At 58.5% G+C, this 18,494-nt stretch carries 20 protein-coding genes; 8 read left to right on the forward strand and 12 right to left on the reverse strand.

Annotated elements, in window-relative coordinates; all coding sequences use genetic code 11:
* Positions 1–4: 4 nt before the first annotated feature.
* From CAF74_RS23500 to tssA, 8 genes are all read right to left on the reverse strand, one after another.
* Positions 5–427: a hypothetical protein gene (locus CAF74_RS23500; protein WP_085747931.1), complete on the reverse strand. Its 423-nt coding sequence runs from the start codon at positions 425–427 to the stop codon at positions 5–7.
* A gap of 264 nt (positions 428–691) precedes the next feature.
* Positions 692–1,078, reverse strand: coding sequence for a hypothetical protein (locus CAF74_RS29110; RefSeq protein ID WP_129972432.1), 387 nt, complete (start codon positions 1,076–1,078; stop codon positions 692–694).
* Positions 1,075–2,061, reverse strand: a complete 987-nt coding sequence (locus CAF74_RS23510; protein ID WP_085747933.1) for a DUF6402 family protein — start codon at positions 2,059–2,061, stop codon at positions 1,075–1,077. Before CAF74_RS23510 ends, CAF74_RS29110 begins: the two co-directional genes overlap by 4 nt.
* Positions 2,062–2,072: 11 nt before the next feature.
* Positions 2,073–2,597 (reverse strand): PAAR domain-containing protein, encoded by a 525-nt coding sequence (locus CAF74_RS23515; RefSeq protein ID WP_085747934.1) that lies wholly within the window; start codon positions 2,595–2,597, stop codon positions 2,073–2,075.
* 11 nt (positions 2,598–2,608) lie between these two features.
* On the reverse strand, positions 2,609–3,016 hold the full coding sequence (tssE, locus tag CAF74_RS23520; protein ID WP_065258216.1) for a type VI secretion system baseplate subunit TssE: 408 nt from the start codon (positions 3,014–3,016) through the stop codon (positions 2,609–2,611).
* 9 nt (positions 3,017–3,025) lie between these two features.
* Positions 3,026–4,501 carry a type VI secretion system contractile sheath large subunit gene (gene tssC, locus CAF74_RS23525; protein ID WP_011336600.1) on the reverse strand — a complete coding sequence of 492 codons (1,476 nt, stop codon included), beginning with the start codon at positions 4,499–4,501 and terminating at the stop codon, positions 3,026–3,028.
* Between the two features lie 28 nt (positions 4,502–4,529).
* Entirely contained in the window at positions 4,530–5,033 is a 504-nt protein-coding gene (tssB, locus tag CAF74_RS23530) for a type VI secretion system contractile sheath small subunit (RefSeq protein WP_003229587.1), read from the reverse strand.
* Between the two features lie 32 nt (positions 5,034–5,065).
* Positions 5,066–6,628 carry a type VI secretion system protein TssA gene (tssA, locus tag CAF74_RS23535; protein WP_039765132.1) on the reverse strand — a complete coding sequence of 521 codons (1,563 nt, stop codon included), beginning with the start codon at positions 6,626–6,628 and terminating at the stop codon, positions 5,066–5,068.
* A gap of 715 nt (positions 6,629–7,343) precedes the next feature.
* Between tssA and tssI the strand changes: the two genes are divergently transcribed.
* From tssI to CAF74_RS23560, 5 genes are all read left to right on the forward strand, one after another.
* Positions 7,344–10,685 carry a type VI secretion system tip protein TssI/VgrG gene (gene tssI, locus CAF74_RS23540; protein WP_085747935.1) on the forward strand — a complete coding sequence of 1,114 codons (3,342 nt, stop codon included), beginning with the start codon at positions 7,344–7,346 and terminating at the stop codon, positions 10,683–10,685.
* On the forward strand, positions 10,678–11,367 hold the full coding sequence (locus CAF74_RS23545; protein WP_085747936.1) for a DUF2931 family protein: 690 nt from the start codon (positions 10,678–10,680) through the stop codon (positions 11,365–11,367). The genes tssI and CAF74_RS23545 overlap by 8 nt, the downstream gene beginning before the upstream one ends.
* Before the next feature lie 82 nt (positions 11,368–11,449).
* Positions 11,450–12,082: a CDP-alcohol phosphatidyltransferase family protein gene (locus CAF74_RS23550; RefSeq protein WP_085747937.1), complete on the forward strand. Its 633-nt coding sequence runs from the start codon at positions 11,450–11,452 to the stop codon at positions 12,080–12,082.
* Positions 12,069–12,668, forward strand: a complete 600-nt coding sequence (locus tag CAF74_RS23555; protein WP_085747938.1) for a 1-acyl-sn-glycerol-3-phosphate acyltransferase — start codon at positions 12,069–12,071, stop codon at positions 12,666–12,668. Before CAF74_RS23550 ends, CAF74_RS23555 begins: the two co-directional genes overlap by 14 nt.
* The gene (locus tag CAF74_RS23560) at positions 12,665–13,609 is read left to right on the forward strand and encodes a phosphatidate cytidylyltransferase (protein ID WP_085747939.1); all 945 of its coding nucleotides are present in this window, start codon (positions 12,665–12,667) and stop codon (positions 13,607–13,609) included. Before CAF74_RS23555 ends, CAF74_RS23560 begins: the two co-directional genes overlap by 4 nt.
* A 99-nt stretch (positions 13,610–13,708) precedes the next feature.
* Here CAF74_RS23560 and CAF74_RS23565 read toward each other — a convergent pair whose 3' ends face one another.
* The 3 genes from CAF74_RS23565 to CAF74_RS23575 form a co-directional block, all read right to left on the reverse strand.
* Complete coding sequence (locus tag CAF74_RS23565) at positions 13,709–13,984, reverse strand: HU family DNA-binding protein (RefSeq protein ID WP_003213368.1); 276 nt, start codon at positions 13,982–13,984, stop codon at positions 13,709–13,711.
* A gap of 190 nt (positions 13,985–14,174) precedes the next feature.
* The gene (locus CAF74_RS23570) at positions 14,175–15,323 is read right to left on the reverse strand and encodes an NAD(P)/FAD-dependent oxidoreductase (RefSeq protein WP_085747940.1); all 1,149 of its coding nucleotides are present in this window, start codon (positions 15,321–15,323) and stop codon (positions 14,175–14,177) included.
* Between the two features lie 21 nt (positions 15,324–15,344).
* Positions 15,345–15,512 (reverse strand): rubredoxin, encoded by a 168-nt coding sequence (locus tag CAF74_RS23575; RefSeq protein ID WP_007954349.1) that lies wholly within the window; start codon positions 15,510–15,512, stop codon positions 15,345–15,347.
* 199 nt (positions 15,513–15,711) lie between these two features.
* On the opposite strand from CAF74_RS23575, the gene CAF74_RS23580 reads away from it, so the two are divergent.
* Both CAF74_RS23580 and ubiA read left to right on the forward strand, forming a co-directional pair.
* Positions 15,712–16,263 carry a chorismate lyase gene (locus CAF74_RS23580; RefSeq protein WP_085747941.1) on the forward strand — a complete coding sequence of 184 codons (552 nt, stop codon included), beginning with the start codon at positions 15,712–15,714 and terminating at the stop codon, positions 16,261–16,263.
* Positions 16,263–17,153: a 4-hydroxybenzoate octaprenyltransferase gene (gene ubiA / locus CAF74_RS23585; protein ID WP_085747942.1), complete on the forward strand. Its 891-nt coding sequence runs from the start codon at positions 16,263–16,265 to the stop codon at positions 17,151–17,153. The genes CAF74_RS23580 and ubiA overlap by 1 nt, the downstream gene beginning before the upstream one ends.
* Before the next feature lie 63 nt (positions 17,154–17,216).
* Here ubiA and CAF74_RS23590 read toward each other — a convergent pair whose 3' ends face one another.
* Complete coding sequence (locus tag CAF74_RS23590) at positions 17,217–17,600, reverse strand: hypothetical protein (RefSeq protein WP_007954346.1); 384 nt, start codon at positions 17,598–17,600, stop codon at positions 17,217–17,219.
* Between the two features lie 151 nt (positions 17,601–17,751).
* Here CAF74_RS23590 and phoB point away from each other — a divergent pair, with 151 nt between their 5' ends.
* Positions 17,752–18,441, forward strand: coding sequence for a phosphate regulon transcriptional regulator PhoB (gene phoB / locus CAF74_RS23595; RefSeq protein WP_003229608.1), 690 nt, complete (start codon positions 17,752–17,754; stop codon positions 18,439–18,441).
* The last annotated feature ends 53 nt before the right edge of the window (positions 18,442–18,494 follow it).

Consider the following 18,494-nt stretch of genomic DNA (forward strand, 5'->3'; position numbering starts at 1 on the left):
CTGATCATTGGATGGCACTCTCAGGCTGGTTCGGCTGGATGCGTCCAGCGATGTTTCTTGATACCCAGCGCAACTCGATGACTTGAGAAGCGAGGATTGCCAGCAAGGTGACGCAACCTTGAGCCACGCCATAAAACAAGGCTCTCAATGGGTTGTCGGGGAGCATCCAAAGCAGGATGAAGCCCACCATAAGGCTCAGAATCACCAGTTTGGCAACGAGGCTTGGAATCAGCGCAGCAATAAAATTGACACCGAGAAAAATGTAAAACATCGCGTAGCTGGCAATACCGATGGTGACCCCACGCGTGGTGAACCCGCCGTTCAGATGCTTGTAGGCATGTACTACTGCATTATTCAAAAACACGTAGGCCACACATCCGAAGGCATGGACAAACAGGCACATGGCGATACGGTAGTAGTTGCTCATGCTGGTCTCAGATTTCCGTACCACGATCCAAGGCCATGGATAGCTACAACAGCAGCCAAAACCGAGAGCGTTAGTGCGCGGTGAAGGCGTGAATTTCGAGCCGCCCGATGTGAGGCAGTCAGGAGCAATACAAAGCTCAACAAGGCCAGGCAGCCAAACAGATCACTGTCAGCAACACTGGCCAGATACCCCTGCAAACTCATTGCGTGCATGAATAACGCTCTCCAACTTTCTCAGGTAGCGAGGCCGCCTTTAAATCAGGCATCAACGACACTCTGAAACTATCCAACTTTCCCAGCCTTCAGAGCCTGGATAAACAATCATCTCTCCGCGAAACTCGGGTGCAATGCCGGGACTCCCCTCATCCCGCCAGAGATACCATTCTGATGTTTTTAGTAGATCGTTATTTTTTGTATAAACGCGATAAAAATACGGGCTGCTAAAGTACTTAAACGCACGACCAGCCACTACACCCAAAAAATTGTAATTCGGTGAATACGTTGCGATATAGCAGCTTCCTGAGTCATTCCAGTCAATGAAAAGAGGCTCCGCGGCCTTTGAGCTAAGCACCTTCAAGCCCAAAAGAACCAAAACTGGCACAAGCACGCACAACGAAAAAAGTAAAAAGCACTTTCTAAGGGACGCTTTCATGGCATTGCCTTAGCTGATCGTTGCGAAAACTCTGCAAAATCTGCAGAGGTAAAACGATGATGAATGGATACAGGAATTTTCTTGACCGTAGAGTACACAAACAAATCACCACCCTTGCCAAGCTTGCTGCGGTAATTATTGTAACTATCGTTGGTCACTTTGAAGTAAACCTTCCCCTCAGATTCATATGTTTCTGGCGAAGTTAAATATGCAAAAATGCTCGGCCTGACAACGCCGTCGTGATTCCAATACCCAAGCAGTTGGTCGCTGCCATCTTCATTCAGAAACTCATATGTATCACGTACATAACAACCAATTTCTTCAATCGTTAATGTAGCAGCCATTTTTTTCGTCTTGGGTGTAGTGCTGAATTTTGTGACTGCAAATTTAATAACAAATCCACCCAATGTGCCGTACACATCATCCAATGGGTTATTCTTCTTTTCCGAAGTGGTAATCCCGATAGATCGAAAATTATATTGCGTAGCAGACTCCAGCATTCTTGCACTCAGGGCACTGTAGTCATGAGCACCCCTAGCAAGGTCCTGGTTAGCCTCATCAAGAACTCCAAGCGTTCTCATGCAAGTCATAAATTGCAAAAGCCCCGGTGCTAATTGCGTCAGTCCCTTTTGACGGCCAATAAGCTCATTGTATTGACTGGGGCTTGCGGCCTTCGCAATAAGCTCTTTGATGGTTTCACCTGTGTGGGGCGAGGAGGAGGTAAGCCATTCAAAATCCAAATCATCAAACAGTTTTTCTTGGGTGATCTTGTCAACGGCAAGACGTCCCCGCTTCTCACTTGAGGACATCACGAAAGGCGCACCGTCGAACCAACGCTGCATGATTCGAGCGCTTTCCTTCCAGCCCATTTTTCTCATCACACCTGGAATATCTGTGATCTGGAAATGATCGACGGCCGCTTCCGCTGGCTTCTTGTCAGAGGAAGGGGTGAGTTGAGCTGTTACAGGAGTGGGTGCCGGCATGTGATAGTCCCTTAAGCAATCACGAGCGAAGTCTGTTCTTCGACGATAAGCGTGACACTTTCAGCGAGGTGGGAAGCAATAGGCCTCGTTCGACCTTGTGCATCAGTAACGCCCCTGACCTCTTTACCGGAGGCTGTACGCAAGGTGTACGGCCGGTCAGCAACCGGTGCGCCGGTTCTAGGATTACGAACCACAAAGTTCTGACTAAACGGCCACTGAATCTCCACCGGCAACGGCGGCACAAACGGCGCCGGCGAATGCGAATTGCCGATAATCACCGTCCCGGATCCAGCCGTGACTTTATTGCCATGAGATCCAACCGAACCGACCGTGGCGGCCGGTTTGCCGTTGATCAGAACCGTCGTCGCCAGATCGCCGACCATCGCACCACCACACGCGGAGGCATCGCCTTCGCGGGCGGCCGGGAGGCCGTCGAAGAACACGTCGCCGGAACCGGCGGCAATCGGGTTGGTGCCGTGGCCGGGGAGCGGGCAAGCGGTGGGGTCGGATACGCGTGCTGCAGGTTTGCCAGACATCGGGGTTCTCCTTAGTTGACCTTCACTTGACCGCTGCCATCCAGGCGCGCGGCGAAACTGACCTGACGCTTGAAACCCTCGACTTCCAGCAGGCCTTCGATGCTGAAGGCCAGGCGAAGCTGATCGTGGTCACGCGGCAGGGAAATGACACGCACGTTGCTCAGGCGCGGTTCGTAGGCTTCGATGAAGCTTTCGATGGCCAGGCGGGCCTGACTCAGGGAGTCGTGCAGGCTCAGGCGCATGTCATTGAGATCGGGCAACCCGTAGTCGGACAGCGTTTGCACGCTGCCGGCCCGGGTGCTGAGCATTTTGGCCAGATGGGCAGCCACCGACGCCATGGCCGAAGCCTCGAGGCTTTTGCCCTTGCGTAGTTCCGCGTCGCCGTTGAGGCGCTCGAAAAGGCTGCCGTATCCGTCCATGAGTCGCTCTTACTCTTTGTCCAGCTTGCCAACCAGCGACAGGGTGAAATCGGCACCCATGTACTTGAAGTGCGGACGCACGTTCAGGCTGACGCGGTACCAGCCCGGCTCGCCTTCAACGTCGCTGACGATCACTTGCGCAGCGCGCAGCGGACGACGGCCACGGACTTCGGCGCTCGGGTTTTCCTGGTCGGCCACGTACTGGCGGATCCACTTGTTCAGTTCCAGCTCGAGGTCGGTACGCTCTTTCCACGAACCGAGTTGCTCGCGCTGCAGCACTTTCAGGTAGTGAGCCAGGCGGTTGACGATCATCATGTACGGCAGTTGGGTGCCGAGCTTGTAGTTCAGCTCTGCAGCCTTGCCTTCTGCGCTGATGCCGAAGAACTTCGGCTTCTGCACCGAGCTGGCGGAGAAGAACGCCGCGTTGTCGGAGCCTTTGCGCATGGTCAGGGAGATGAAGCCTTCCTCGGCCAGTTCGTATTCACGACGGTCGGAAACCAGAACTTCGGTAGGAATCTTGGTTTCGATTTCGCCCATGCTTTCGAAGTGGTGCAGAGGCAGGTCTTCAACCGCGCCGCCGCTCTGTGGGCCGATGATGTTCGGGCACCAGCGGAACTTGGCGAAGCTGTCGGTCAGCTTGGTGCCGAACGCGTAAGCGGTGTTGCCCCACAGGTAGTGCTCGTGGCTGTTGGCAACGTTTTCCTTGTACACGAACGATTTGACTGGGTTCTCTTCCGGGTCGTACGGGTTACGCAGCAGGAAACGCGGCACGGTCAGACCAACGTAGCGGGAGTCTTCCGAGGTACGGAAGCTCTGCCATTTGGCGAATTGCGGGCCTTCGAAGTGATCTTTCAGATCCTTCAGGTCCGGCAGACCGGTGAAGCTTTCCAGACCGAAGAATTTCGGGCCGGCGGCGGCGATGAACGGTGCGTGGGACATGCAGGCTACGCTGGACACGTACTGCATCAGCTTCACGTCCGGCGAGCTTGGGGACATGTAGTAGTTGGCAATGATCGCGCCAACCGGCTGACCACCGAACTGGCCGTATTCAGCGGTGTAGATGTGCTTGTACAGGCCGGACTGCATGACTTCCGGCGAGTCTTCGAAATCGTCCAGCAGGTCTTCTTTGGAGACGTTGAGGATTTCGATCTTGATGTTTTCGCGGAAGTTGGTGCGGTCGACCAGCAGTTGCAGGCCACGCCACGACGATTCCAGGGCCTGGAAGTCCGGGTGGTGCAGGATTTCGTCCATCTGACGGCTGAGCTTGGCATCGATCTCGGCGATCATGCGGTCAACCATGGCTTTCTTGACCGGCTCACCGTTGTTCTGCGGCTTGAGCAGCTCTTCGATGAACGCCGACACACCGCGTTTGGCGATGTCGTAGGCTTCGTCGTCCGGCGTCAGGCGGGTTTCGGCGATGATGCTGTCGAGAATGCTGTACTCGCCGTTTTCTGCGGCGTTCTGTTGTGCTGCGCTAGTGCTCATTGTGTTGGCTTCCTTGGCTGCTGGAGTCTCAAGCGTCCGGAGCTGCGGCGTTCAGGCCCAGCTCACCGAGTACGCGACCGCGGGATTCATCGTCGGCGAGCACGCCTTCGATGGCTTTACGGAACGCAGGTGCGTTACCCAGCGGGCCTTTGAGGGCCACCAGCGCGTCGCGCAGTTCCATCAGTTTTTTCAGCTCAGGCACTTGCTCGACCAGGCTGGCCGGGTTGAAGTCCTTCATGGAGTTGACGCGCAGTTGCACAGCCAGCTCGTCGGCCTCGCCATCTTCCTGCAGACGGTTCGGCACGCTCAGCGTCAGACCCAGCTCTTGCTTGGCCAGCACTTCGTCGAAGGTCATCTTGTCGATGCTGATCGGCTTGCGATCCTCGATCTTGCGATCGTCCTTGCGGTGGGTGTAGTCACCGATTGCCAGCAGCTTCAGCGGCAGTTCAATCTCTTCCTGAGCACCGCCGGTGGCGGGTTTGAAGGTGACGTTGATGCGTTCCTTGGGGGCTACCGAGCCTTCTTTGGCCATGGCTTTTCTCCTTGCGGTTGTGGCCCTGGGGCCTATTCGAGTACCACTTCGAGGTCGAGGTGGCACAGCCTGCGATAAATCTCTTCCTTGCGTTCACGTACGGCATGGTTCTGCGGTAACAACTCGCAGCAACTGTGCAGCAGGTGCAGCACTTCCAATGCAAGATCGGGCTCCCAGGCGTGCAGGCCTGAGTCCTGTAATGTCTGATCGAGGGTTTCGAGCTGGTTCTTGGCGAGTTCGTATTTCTTGGCCAGGAAGCACAGCCGCGCGAGGGCGAACTGCCAGAAGAAGCGTTCACGCCCGCCGTGCGCCGATTGCAGCCCCTGCTTGAGGATCTGCACTGCGGGCTTGAGGCCTTCCTTGCGCAGGATCGGCTGGACTTCTTCGAGGGCCTTTTCCCAGGCCGGCTGGGTTTCGGCGTTTTCGGTTTCGACCTTGCGCGGCGCGCTGGCGCTTTGCAGGTGCGGCATGACGTTGCCGGCGATCCACGCCCGAGTGGACGGATCGGCGAACGGCGCGCCGTCATGGAAACGCAGCTCGATGATGCCGGGCAGGCGCTGAATCAAAAGCGCGAAGTGGATTTCCACTTCGCGCATGGCCAGCTCGGCGTTGAGGTTCTGGAGACATTCCCAGACCATCCTCTGGCCATCGAACCAGAACGGCGCCTTCGCCAGGCTCGCCTCCAGTTCCACCAGCAGGTCGGCGTATTTGCCCTGATCGAAGCGGTCCTGATACTGCTTGAGCTTGTCGACCGGTAACCCGCGCAGCACGGTGATCTGCTCGGCGTTACGCTCGGGCACCGCGTCGATGGTCATCCACAGCAAGGTGCGGTTGAGGCGCAGCGCACGCAGGTCGGTGGCTTTCTGCTTGAGCCACCAGGCGCACAGCGGGCGGGCGCTTTCCTGCTGGGCGCGCAGGGCTTTGTGGGCTTCTTTTTCGTTGTCAATCGGCGCACCGGGAGCCAGTAACTGGCTGGCGGCCTGCTTGACCTGCGCCACCGCCGCACCCACCACGCCGGGTGCCGGCTGATTGTCAGCGGCACGCTGGATCATGGTTTTCAGGCGGCGAGAAAGCGGCAGCAGCAGCGGCGCATCATCGCCCAGGTGCTCGGTGCAGGCGGCGTCGAGACCGGACAGATGCTCGGACAACTGCCGGAACATCGGCAGCTGTTCCTTGATCGCGATGTTCTCGGTGATCACCTGCTCAAGACGCGGCACCAGCCAGCCGATGGCGGCGGCCCGGGTGCGGGGTTTGAGCGGGTGAATCTCGGCCCAGTGGTTTTCCGACAAATGGTGCAGAAAACCGAGGCCGGCCAGCAGGCCGGGGAAGGATTCACGCTGGTACAGCGACCAGGTCAGCCAGGCGCCGACACGCAAATCCTTGGATTGGGTACGCAGGAGGTTTTCGCTGTTTTCGCGAATTTTCAGCCAGTCGATCTGCCCGCTTTCGTGCATCGACGAGGCTTTGGCCAGCTCGCTTTCCAGGGCCTCGAATTCGCTCGAGAAACGAACGTCTTCGCCCGCAAAATTCTCTTTGGAAACAGAGACTTTAGCGAGTTCGAGGTAATGGGCGGAAAGTTTGCTTGAGTAGGACATCCATGGCCTTTATTAGGATTACGGTCGTGCGCCTATTGGAGTTGCAGCGGCGCGGGACAGTATCGAAGAGCAGTCGGAAGACTCATCCAATTGAGTGTTTGCTCTTTCAAGTGCGCGCATCGTAATCACTATGATGGCCACTAGCAAGCATCCGATTAAACAACAAGACGAACTGTTCATTGGGCGCTGTAGGAGATCGCCCTATATGTGACAGGGGATTCCCTGATGTCCCTTTATATTTCACTTTTAAGCCTATCTCTTCCGAAAGCATTGGGCCAGAGCGGCCGGCGCGCGGCATCGAGAACATCTGCACGCTCGTTCCACAAGTAAGCGGCGAAAGCATGACAAACCCCGAAAAAATTTGAAGTAGGACGCTTCCGAAAATACGCCGCCATTTATTAACAAATGACTGACGACAACAGACAACATTGAAAGTGCCATCAATTTGATGGCATTTATATGTTTAATAGTCCTGGATCCTTGCCTGCATAAGACTATTGCGCAGGATTCCAATCATTCGCCGTCAGTTTCTCACAGCCATTTCCCACAATTTCCACGTTGTTTTAAAACCCGGAAAGCTCCGACTTAAACAAGGGATCCTTCTTACATAAATCTGTTTAACGCCTTGTTAGCGTGCCGGCCAATGTTCGCGTGCGCTGACCAGGGAGGGTTTCGACATCACGCCGTCTTCCCCTCTCTGCTTAAGGACAAGCGTATGTCTGGAGCTGTCAGTTCTGCGCGCTTTACGCTGCAGATTCCTGCTGTTCGCAACGACTTCAAGGTGCTGGCCTTCGAAGGCACCGAGACCATCAGCACCCTTTATGCCATCCACGTCGAACTGGTCAGTGAAGACCCCGACTTCGATATGGAAGGCCTGCTCAGTCAGCCTGCCTTCCTGCAGTTCGGCCTGAACGGTGAAGGCATTCATGGACGCATCGACGATGTGTTGGCGGGTGAGTCGGGAAAACGCCTGACCCACTATCGCCTGATACTGGTGCCGAGCCTCCACTATTTGCAGTTCAGTCACGATCAAAGGATTTACCAGGGGCAGACTGTCCCGCAGATCATCACGCAAACACTCAAGCGACACGGCATCCTCGCCGATGCGTTCACCTTCCATGTCCAGCCCCTAGCAGCACGGGATTACTGCACCCAATACGACGAAAGCGATTTCGAGTTCATTCAGCGCGTGTGTGCCGAGGACGGAATCGCCTGGCATCACCAGCACTCCGCGCAAGGCCATTTGCTGGTGTTCACCGATGACGCGGTGTTCCTCCCGACATTGCGCGCCACACCCTATCGCCGGGATAGCGGGATGGTCCCGGAATATCCAGTAGTCAGCAGGTTTTCCTTGCGCGCCGCCACCCGGACAAGCCGGGTCACGCGACGCGACTATGACCTGAGGCGACCGACGCTTTTAATCGAAAGCCGCTTCAGCGCCGAATTCACCCCGACGCTTGAGGACTACCAATACCCGTTGCCGCTGGACAACGAAAAGCGTGGCAAGCAACTGGCCCGTCAGGCCCTGGAGCGCCATCGCGCAGACTATGAAATGGCAGAGGGTCAAAGCAACCAACCTACCTTGCGCTGCGGCCATCTGCTTGAACTGACCGAACACCCTCGCCAGAAATACAACAGTCTGTGGCTGCTGCTCGGGATCAGCCACACCGGGCGGCAGCCGCAAGTGCTCGAAGAGTCGGTTAGCAGCGAAACTCAATCGGCGGACGGTTTTGCCCAAGGCTATCGCAACACCTTCCACGCCATTCCGGCCGAGGTAGTTTTCCGTCCGCCGCTTCACGCACGCAGGCCACCGCTGGTCAGCCAGACCGCCCGGGTGACCGGCCCCAAAGGCGAAGAGATCTACTGCGATGAGTTCGGTCGCGTAAAAGTCGAATTCCACTGGGACCGAGCCGAATTAAACAGTGAGCGCAGCAGTTGCTGGGTGCGGGTGTCGTCGAGTTGGGCCGGCAACGGTTTCGGTGCCATCACCCTCCCCCGCATCGGAATGGAAGTGGTGGTGACTTTCGTGGAAGGTGATCCCGACAAGCCGCTGATTACCGGCTGCGTGATCAACAAGGTCACCCCTGCACCCTACAAGCTTCCCGAGCATAAGACCCGAACCGTGCTGCGCAGTCGCAGCTCGCCTGACACCGGCGGCTACAGCGAATTGACGATTGAAGACCGCGCCGGACTGGAACTGGTCTACCTGCGTGCCCAGCGCGACATGGAGCGGCAGGTTCTCCATGACAGCCGGCTGGCGGTCGGGCGCGATCGATGGGAAAGCATCCAGGGCAGCAGCCAGACGACGGCCGGGAAAATCATTACCGTCGAGGCGGGCCAGCAGGTGCAGATCAAGGCCGGCGCCAGCGTGGTGCTGGATGCCGGCGCCAGCATCACGCTGAAGGCGGGCGGTCACCACATCGTGATCGACAGCGGCGGGATCTTCAGCAGTACCGAGATGGTGGCGGGAGGAAAGACGTCCGCCAGCGGAGCCGCTGATCATCCAGAAGCCGCAATGGCGGGTACCTTGGCCGCAGGACCAGCAACTGCTTCCACTCAAGCAGCGGAGGAAGGAGAACTCGAAGAAGAGGAGGAAGAGGTCGAACTGGAAGACGAGTTACCTGCTGGCATCACCTTGCGGATCGGCGTGTTTTTCGATGGGACGGGGAACAATCTGTTCAACAGCGAACAGGTGAAGGGCTGCTATGCGCGGGATGTGAATCTTGAGGAGGAAGCCGAGGACATTCGACAGTTCTGCCAGATGCATGGGTATGACGGACAGGGCAATGTGCCGGATAACAGTTATGGGAATGATGCGAGCAATGTGGCGAGGCTGTATGAGTTATATCGCGATGACCAAGGGCGGCAACTGGCGAAAGAGGAAACCATCGCGTACATACCGGTCTATCTTGAGGGCATAGGTACGAGTGCCGATAAGGACGACTCGGTTTTTTCGCAAATGACTGGCACGGGTGCACAAGGTGTACTGGCGAGAGTCAAGCAAAGCCCGACCAGCATCATTCCTGGGATTCGCCTTTTTGAGTCGGCGAACCCGACCCTGAAGGTGGAATCCGTTCAGTTCGACATCTTCGGCTTCAGCCGCGGCGCCGCTGCTGCGAGACACTTCGCCAATGAAGTGATGAAAGGCGAGCAAAGCCCGCTGGCGCAATTACTTCCCGCGGACTCGTCACTGTTCCTTGAGAGCTTCTCCTGGCGGGCCAACATCGATGTCAGCATTAACTTCATCGGCATCTTCGACACCGCTGCCGCCATAGGCAGCATGGCTGACGGCGATTTCAGCGTCCATGACGCCAACAACCCCGGCGTCAATCTGTATCTGGCGCCGGACATTGCAAAGAAAGTTGTGCACCTGGTTGCCCGGGACGAACGCCGCCACAACTTTTCGCTCAACAGCGCCGGAAACGCCGACATTGTGTTGCCGGGCGTCCACTCCGACTTGGGCGGCGGGTACTTACCGAATCTTGTCGAACGGGTACTGCTGAGCAAGCCGCGCTGCAGTCGCGACGTGGACTTTAATACCCCTTCGTCGTCGACCAACGCTTATCGGTTGGCCGAGCAAGAACTCGGCAGGCTTCAGGACCAACTGCATTTCTATGGGCTGACGCTTCAAGTCAAAACCTGGGCGGTGGAAACGGCCAGCAACGTCAAGGGCGATCGGCGCAAATCAAAAAATGTCTACGCAGCGGTCTACAGCGAACGAGTTGTGCGCAATGACCTGTCCCTGATTTACCTGCGAATCATGCGGGAGCTGGCGAACCGGCACGGGGTAGAGTTCGAAACGATTAACCAAGAATCTCAGAGTTACGCGCTACCGGGAGAGCTCAAGGGTATCGCCCGAAAATTGATGATGTTTGCGCTGGGTGAATCCCGCAGTCTCGATTTGAGCCTGAACGAGCATGCGCTACTCGCTCAACGCTACATTCATCTGTCATCCAACTGGAATGCTGCGAAGGGACTCAACGAAACCGGGCTGAGCATCCTGTTTATCAACCGCCCCGCCGATCAGTCTGTTCGTGTGGTGCACCCTAATGCGTGAGAACTCGTACATGCTCAAAATTGGCTTTGCATTGATATTCATTGTGTTGCTGGGCGGCTGCACTTCCGGTGGTACAAGATTGCTGCCTTATGACGGCTGGATGCTCAGGTTTTTCACACCCGACTACATGGAGGCCTGGATCGAAAATGCCGACGTCGTGGACGTCAACAAACGCGTATTTCTGGACACAGCCGGTGGAGTTCCAGCATTTGCCTATCCGCGACCGTACAGTAAAGGCGTACCCGCCACTTTCCGTGGGCAGGCACCAGGATGGCCGGAACATCCGGTAGGCAAAGGTCGACGTGTCACGGGGGCCGCGCTGCCCTATCTGGTCTTCGTCCGCTGGTATTCCATGGCCGAACCACAGACTTACAAAGCCTTCATAAAAATTCCGGACTCAGTTCGCCAGATCATGCTCAAGGGCGAGAGGGTTTTCTGTCGGGCAGACGGCAAGTGGATCACGGATTACCGAAATATGATGGTCATCGGCCTCGCGCCAGGCGGCATCGCCAAGGTCTGGCTGGGCGGCCAGTGTCTTTTGTCGACCGAAGTCATGCGGGTCCAGGGCAAGATCGATCCCAAAGGTCCCTACGGTGGCAAGACCAACGGAAGACACAGGCAGCTCTATGAAGAATCCAAGGCCTACATCGAAAAATACGGCATCCCCTACGACTCCTGGTGACCACTCGATTGTCGGGCACCGTCTACCGCCAGCGACCACAATACAACTCACTGCAATTCCTCACTGATACGGACATTGGCAAATGGATGAAAACAGACGGCCCATCAAGACCCGCTCGGCGGGCTGGGCGAGACGCTTCACGGATGAACTGGTCAAGCGGGACATTTCCCCCAACCAGATCTCCGTCATCAGCATGCTCTTCGCGCTGTTCGGCGCGGTGACGCTGTACATCGATAACGGCGTGGCCGGTTCGATCCTGTGTATCGTCGGCATTCAACTGCGGCTGCTGTGCAATCTGTTCGACGGGATGGTGGCGATCAAAGGCGGCAAGCAGTCGGCCATTGGCAGCCTGTACAACGAGTTTCCGGATCGGGTGGCGGACAGCCTGCTGATCGTCGGCTTGGGTTTTGCCATCGGCCAGTCCGATCTTGGCTGGTTCGCAGCATTGGCCGCTGCGCTGACAGCGTATGTTCGTGTGTTCGGCGGCGCTCTAGGGCTCACGCAGAGCTTCATGGGGCCGATGGCAAAGCAGCACCGGATGGCGGTGATGACCGTGGCGCTGCTGTTGAACGTGTTCGAAACCCTTTACTACGCGACCCACTACGCTTTGCTGATCGCGCTGGTGATCATCGCCCTTGGCTCCGTCGCGACCTGCGTGACGCGCACCCTGGCCATCGCCAGACAACTGAAGGGGAAGGCCCATGTGGATCAGTAATGCGCTGATTTCGGTGCTGCGCTTCTTGATCGGCGTGACCGCCCGCTGGGAAAGCCCGCCGGACCTCACGCGCCAGCGCATCTACTACGCCAACCACACCAGCCACATGGACACCCTGGCGATCATCGCCGCACTGCCGCCGGAAGCCCGGTTGAACGTGAAACCGGTGGCGGCCGCCGACTACTGGGGCAAGAACCGCTTTCTGTCATACATCTCGCAGAAAGGCCTGAATGCGGTGTTGATCGAGCGCAATCCTGCGCCGGGTACCAACGTGCTCGAGCCGATCTTCGATGTGGTGCGGGCCGGTCATTCGATCATCATTTTTCCTGAAGGGACGCGCTCCACTCAGCCGCTGCCGGGGGAGTTCAAGTCCGGGATCTTCCGCCTTGCCGAAACCTTTCCGGACGTCGATCTGGTGCCGATCTACCTGGAAAACCTGCATCGCTCGATGCCCAAGGGCAAACATGTGCCGCTGCCGATCATCTGTACGATCCGCATCGGCGACCCGCTGCAACGAATCGCCGGCGAGGAGAAACAGGCGTTTCTGGAACGGGCGCGTGACGCCATCGTGAGGTTGTCGAAATGAGTCTGGAAACCAAGTTCCTGTGGTTCTTCGCGGCAATCGCCGGGTTGCTGGCGGTGGCTTCGCTGATTGGCGGCGTACTGGCACGGCGGGCGAAGAGCGAAAGCTCGATCGCGACCATCGAAAACCTCATCCAGCGCGTGAATGCCTGGTGGGGGATGGTCATTATTTTCTTTGTGTCCTGGCTGCTCGGCCCCAACGCGACGGTGGTGCTGTTCGGCTTCATTTCGCTGTTTGCGCTGCGCGAGTTCATAACACTCACGCCGACCGCACGCGGTGACCATAACGCGCTGTTTTCGGCGTTTTTCATCCTGATCCCGCTGCAATATCTGCTGATCGGCACCCATTGGTATTCGATGTTCACCCTGCTGGTGCCGGTGTATGCATTCCTGCTGCTGCCGGCGATTGCCGTGTTGAGCCAGGACACCGAAGGCTTTCTGGAGCGCACGGCGAAGATTCAGTGGGGCGTGATGATCTGCATCTACTGCATCAGCCATGCGCCGGCGCTGCTGTTGCTGGACCTGAAGGGTTTCCAGGGTCAGAACGCCCTGCTGCTGTTCTACCTGGTATTCGTGGTGCAGATGAGCGATGTGCTGCAGTACGTGTTCGGCAAGCTGTTCGGCAAACGCAAGGTCGCACCGCTGGTGAGCCCGTCGAAAACCGTCGAAGGGCTGGTCGGCGGCGGACTATCTGCCACGCTGATCGGCGGCTGCATGTTCTGGATGACACCGTTCAGCTTCTGGCAGTCGCTGCTGATGTCGCTGGTCATCGTGGTGATGGGTTTCCTTGGCGGGCTGGTCATGTCGGCGATCAAACGCAGCCTGAGCGCCAAGGACTGGGGCACGATGATCAAGGGCCACGGCGGGATGCTCGACCGGATGGACTCGATCTGTTTCGCCGCGCCGATCTTCTTTCACCTCACCCGGTACTTCTTCTCGGCCTGATCCGGACGAAATCATCGGGCACAAAAAATGGGCATCCGACCGCAATCGGTATGCCCATTTTTCATGCAGCGCGCCCGGCTGACCGGGCGTTCGCCGCGATTATGGATTGACGCTGTCTTTCAACGATTTGCCTGGCTTGAACGCAACGGTGTTGCTGGCCTTGATCTTCACCGGTTCACCGGTCTGCGGGTTTTTGCCGGTACGGGCACCGCGGTGGCGTTGCAGGAAGGTGCCGAAGCCCACCAGCGTGACGCTGTCCTTGCGGTGCAGGGCGCCGGTGATTTCTTCGAGAACGGCGTTGAGAACGCGGTTGGCCTGCTCTTTGGTCAGATCCGCTTTTTCAGCGATTGCAGCGGCGAGTTCTGGTTTACGCATTAGTGAAGCCCCTTTGACGGTTTTTTGTTGTTATGTCCGTGCTGTTCTCGTTGGAACAGCGCCCAAGGCGCCGCAGGCTCTACTCTGCGGCAGACGGGAGTGAGGATGGCACGCGGTTAAGGGCGGCGCCAGTCTCCCCGCGACCTTTGTGGGGGCAAAAGCGGGGTGATTCCGACAGAACGACCGGTATTTACGCCAGCAAGGCCGGAAGCTGTTTGTTCAGCGCGAGTTTTTCCATCACCGCCGCGCCGGTCAGGGCGTAACCGAGCAGTTGCCCTTCTGCGTCGTGGCACAGCACCTTGACGTCGGCGCCCTGCCCTTCGACCGTCCAGACACCCTCGCGGCCCCGTGGCGGCGGGGAAACCACCAACGGGCAGACCGGAGTTTTCACGGTGATCGGCATCGGTCCGTAGTTCACCACGGTCGGGTTGCCGGCCAGGGTCTGTGCCAGCGCTCGCGCACAACTCATGAGGGGCATGACGTACAGAAGATTCAGCCCGTCGACCTCGGCGCAGTCGCCCAGGGCGTAAATGTTGGCGTGAGAGGTTTGCAGATGACGGTCGACCACCACGCCGCGATTGGTCTGGATGCCGGCGGCCGCCGCCAGATCGATCCGCGGGCGCAGGCCGATGGCCGAGACCACCACATCGCACGGGACAACCTGACCGTCGGACAGGTGCGCTTCCAGCCCATCCGCGACTTTTTGCAGGCGGGTCAGCACCGGGCCGAGATGAAAACGTGCGCCGAGGCTTTCCAGCCCGGCCTGCACCGCAGCCGCCGCCGCGGGATGCAGCAGGGTCGGCATCACCTGTTCGCACGGTGCAACCAGTTGCACCTCGTAGCCGCCCAGAATCAGGTCATTGGCGAACTCGCAGCCGATCAGCCCGGCGCCGAGCAGCAACACCCGGCGCTTGCCGGCGGCTGCGGCGCGAAAGCGGGCATAGTCTTCGAGATCGTTGATCGGGAACACCAGATCCCCGCCATCGCCTTCGATCGGCACGCGTACGGTTTCGGCGCCCCAGGCGAGGATCAGGTCGCGATAGCTGACTGCTTCCTCGCCGATCCACAACCGCTTGTGGCCCGCATCGATGCCGCTGATGCGGGTGTGGGTGCGGATTTCGGCCTTCAACTGCTCGGCCATGGCGCCCGGCTCGGCCATGCTCAGGCCGTCGGCGTCCTTGTTCTTGCCGAAGCCGGTGGACAGCATCGGCTTGGAGTAGGAGCGACCGTCATCGGCGGTAATCAGCAGCAACGGGGTTTCGCCATCGAGTTTGCGAAACTCGCGGGCCAGGTTGTAACCCGCCAGCCCGGTGCCAACGATTACGACAGGTGCGCTCATGCCCTACTCCTCAGTGTTTTCTCAGTTGATTTCGATCATTTCGAAGTCCATCTTGCCGACGCCGCAGTCCGGGCACAGCCAGTCTTCCGGCACGTCCTGCCACAGGGTGCCCGGCGCAATGCCGTCATCCGGCCAGCCGTCGGCTTCGTTGTAAATCAGGCCGCAGACCACACATTGCCACTTTTTCATTCAGGTACTTCCTCAGGGTTCAGGCTTTAGCCGGCGCGGACGGTCGATGGTGCAGCGCTGCCGTCCGGCTCAGGGCGTTTTGTACTGATCGTGCCGGGCAGATGCAAGCCTGTTCGGCGCAGCGGCGACCCGGATCAATCAAACTCGCGGTGCAGCATGGTAAGCTCGCCGCCTCATTTGCTGCCAATAATGACTCATTGTGCAACACACAAACGCTCCGCTGTGGCGCCCGCAAAGCGAACTGACACCCCTCCCCGACACATCCACGCTCGACTGGCTGTTCGACGAAGGCTCCCTGACCCGCCGGCTGACGCGCCTGTCCGATGACGGCTTCAGCGTGACGCCGCTGTTCGAAGGCTGGCAGACCCTGCGCGACGACGAATGCGCCGCGCTGGATCTGGCCGAAGGCAGCGAGGGCTGGGTGCGCGAGGTGTATCTGCGCGGGCATGGCCAGGCCTGGGTGTTCGCCCGCAGCGTGGCGTCGCGCAGTGCCTTGCAGGGCGACGGCTTGCACATGGATGAACTGGGCAGCCGCTCGCTGGGCGAACTGCTGTTCTGCGATCACGCCTTCCAGCGCCGCGCCATCGAAGTCTGCCATTACCCGGAACACTGGTTGCCCGAAGGTTCCCGGGCTGCCGGCCTGTGGGGACGGCGTTCGCGTTTCGACCGTGGCGCATTGAGCGTACTGGTGGCGGAGATTTTCCTGCCTACGATGTGGGAAGCCGTCCGCGCCCGTCCGGAGAACTGCTGATGTACCAAAGCCTGCTCAAATCCCTGAATCGCTTGAACCCGCGCGCCTGGGACTTCATCCAGCTGACCCGGATGGACAAGCCGATCGGCATTTACCTGCTGCTGTGGCCAACGCTCTGGGCCCTGTGGATTGCCGGTAAAGGCTCGCCATCGCTGGCCAATATCGTGATTTTCGTCCTCGGCGTGGTGCTGACCCGTGCCGGCGGCTGCGTGATCAACGACTGGGCCGACCGCAAGGTCGACGGCCACGTCAAACGCACTGCGCAGCGACCTATTGCTGCCGGCAAGATCAGCTCGAAAGAGGCGCTGGTGTTTTTCGCGCTGCTGATGGGCGTGAGTTTCCTGCTGGTGCTGTGCACCAACGCGGCGACGATCTGGCTGTCGCTCGGCGGTCTGGCGCTGGCGTTCACCTATCCGTTCATGAAGCGCTACACCTACTATCCGCAAGTGGTATTGGGCGCGGCGTTCTCTTGGGGGATGCCGATGGCGTTCACCGCCGAAACCGGTGAGTTGCCGGCAACGGCCTGGCTGCTGTGGATCGCCAACCTGTTGTGGACTGTGGGTTACGACACTTATTACGCGATGACCGACCGCGACGATGACCTGAAGATCGGCGTGAAATCCACGGCGATCCTGTTCGGCGATGCCGACCGGGTGATCATCCTGACCTTGCAGGTACTGTCGCTGGGCTGTCTGCTGCTGGCGGGGTCGAAATTCGAGCTGGGGATCTGGTTCCACCTCGGCCTGCTGGTGGCGGCCGGGTGCTATGCCTGGGAATTCTGGTACACCCGCGACCGGGACCGGATGCGCTGCTTCAAGGCGTTTTTGCACAACCACTGGGCCGGGCTGGCGATTTTTGTCGGGATCGTGCTGGATTACGCGTTGCGCTGATCTCAAGGAATCGCGGCCCGAGGCTATGCCTGCGGGCCGCGATCCTGCTTCACTGCCGGTGACTTACTTGTGCTCGTGAACCACGTGCCACACGTCCTTCATCTTGTCGCCGGTCATATCGCCCGGCTTGGCATCTTTCACGAAGGTGTACAGCGGTTTGCCGTCGTAGGCGTACTGCATCATACCGTCATCACGTTTGATGACCGTCCATTTACCTTCAGCCTTGGCGTCTGCCGGCGCCATCAACGGCGGCCAGTTCTTGGCGCAATCGCCGTTGCACATCGACTTGCCGCCACTGTCCTTGTCGAACGTGTAAAGCGTCATGCCCTTGTGGTCGACCATCATTCCGTCTTTCATCATGGCCGGCTCGGCCGCCATCGCCAGTCCAGGCAGAGTCAGGGCGGCAGCCATCAGCAAAGCCTTAAAGGAAGCAGTCATTTGAGTCATGGAAACCTTCTCTTGTGGTTGTCAGGATTCGGACTTAGAGCTTAGTTCAGGATTCGCACAATCGCCGCCGGACTAAAATACTGTCACACGACTGCAATAATTCCGTTATCTAATGCGGCGCAAGACAGTTAAATGACAAGAGGATTAAGGCATGGTTGGCAGGAGCATTCTGATCGTCGACGACGAAGCGCCCATTCGCGAAATGATCGCCGTTGCGTTGGAAATGGCCGGCTATGACTGCCTCGAGGCAGAGAACTCGCAGCAGGCCCACGCCATCATCGTCGACCGCAAACCGGACCTGATCCTGCTCGACTGGATGCTGCCCGGCACCTCCGGCATCGAGCTGGCCCGCCGCCTCAAGCGTGACGAGCTGACCGGGGACATCCCGATCATCATGCTCACCGCCAAAGGCGAAGAGGACAACAAGATCCAGGGTCTGGAAGTCGGCGCCGACGACTACATCACCAAACCGTTTTCCCCACGCGAGCTGGTGGCGCGCCTCAAGGCCGTGCTGCGTCGCGCCGGCCCGACTGATGGCGAAGCGCCGATCGAAGTCGGCGGCCTGCTCCTTGACCCGATCAGCCACCGCGTGACCATCGATGGCCGTCCGGCAGAGATGGGCCCGACCGAATACCGTCTGCTGCAATTTTTCATGACCCACCAGGAACGCGCCTACACCCGTGGCCAGTTGCTGGACCAGGTCTGGGGCGGCAACGTCTATGTTGAAGAGCGCACCGTCGACGTGCACATCCGGCGCCTGCGCAAGGCCCTCGGCGACGCCTACGAAAATCTGGTACAAACCGTGCGCGGCACCGGCTACCGGTTCTCCACCAAAGCCTGAGCCGAGCGCCAGCCCCGTAGACAAGGACCGCATTTTCCGTGAACCAAAACTGG

It is taken from the genome of Pseudomonas sp. R45(2017), from assembly GCF_002112305.1.
GTDB classification, from domain to species: domain Bacteria; phylum Pseudomonadota; class Gammaproteobacteria; order Pseudomonadales; family Pseudomonadaceae; genus Aquipseudomonas; species Aquipseudomonas paraglycinae.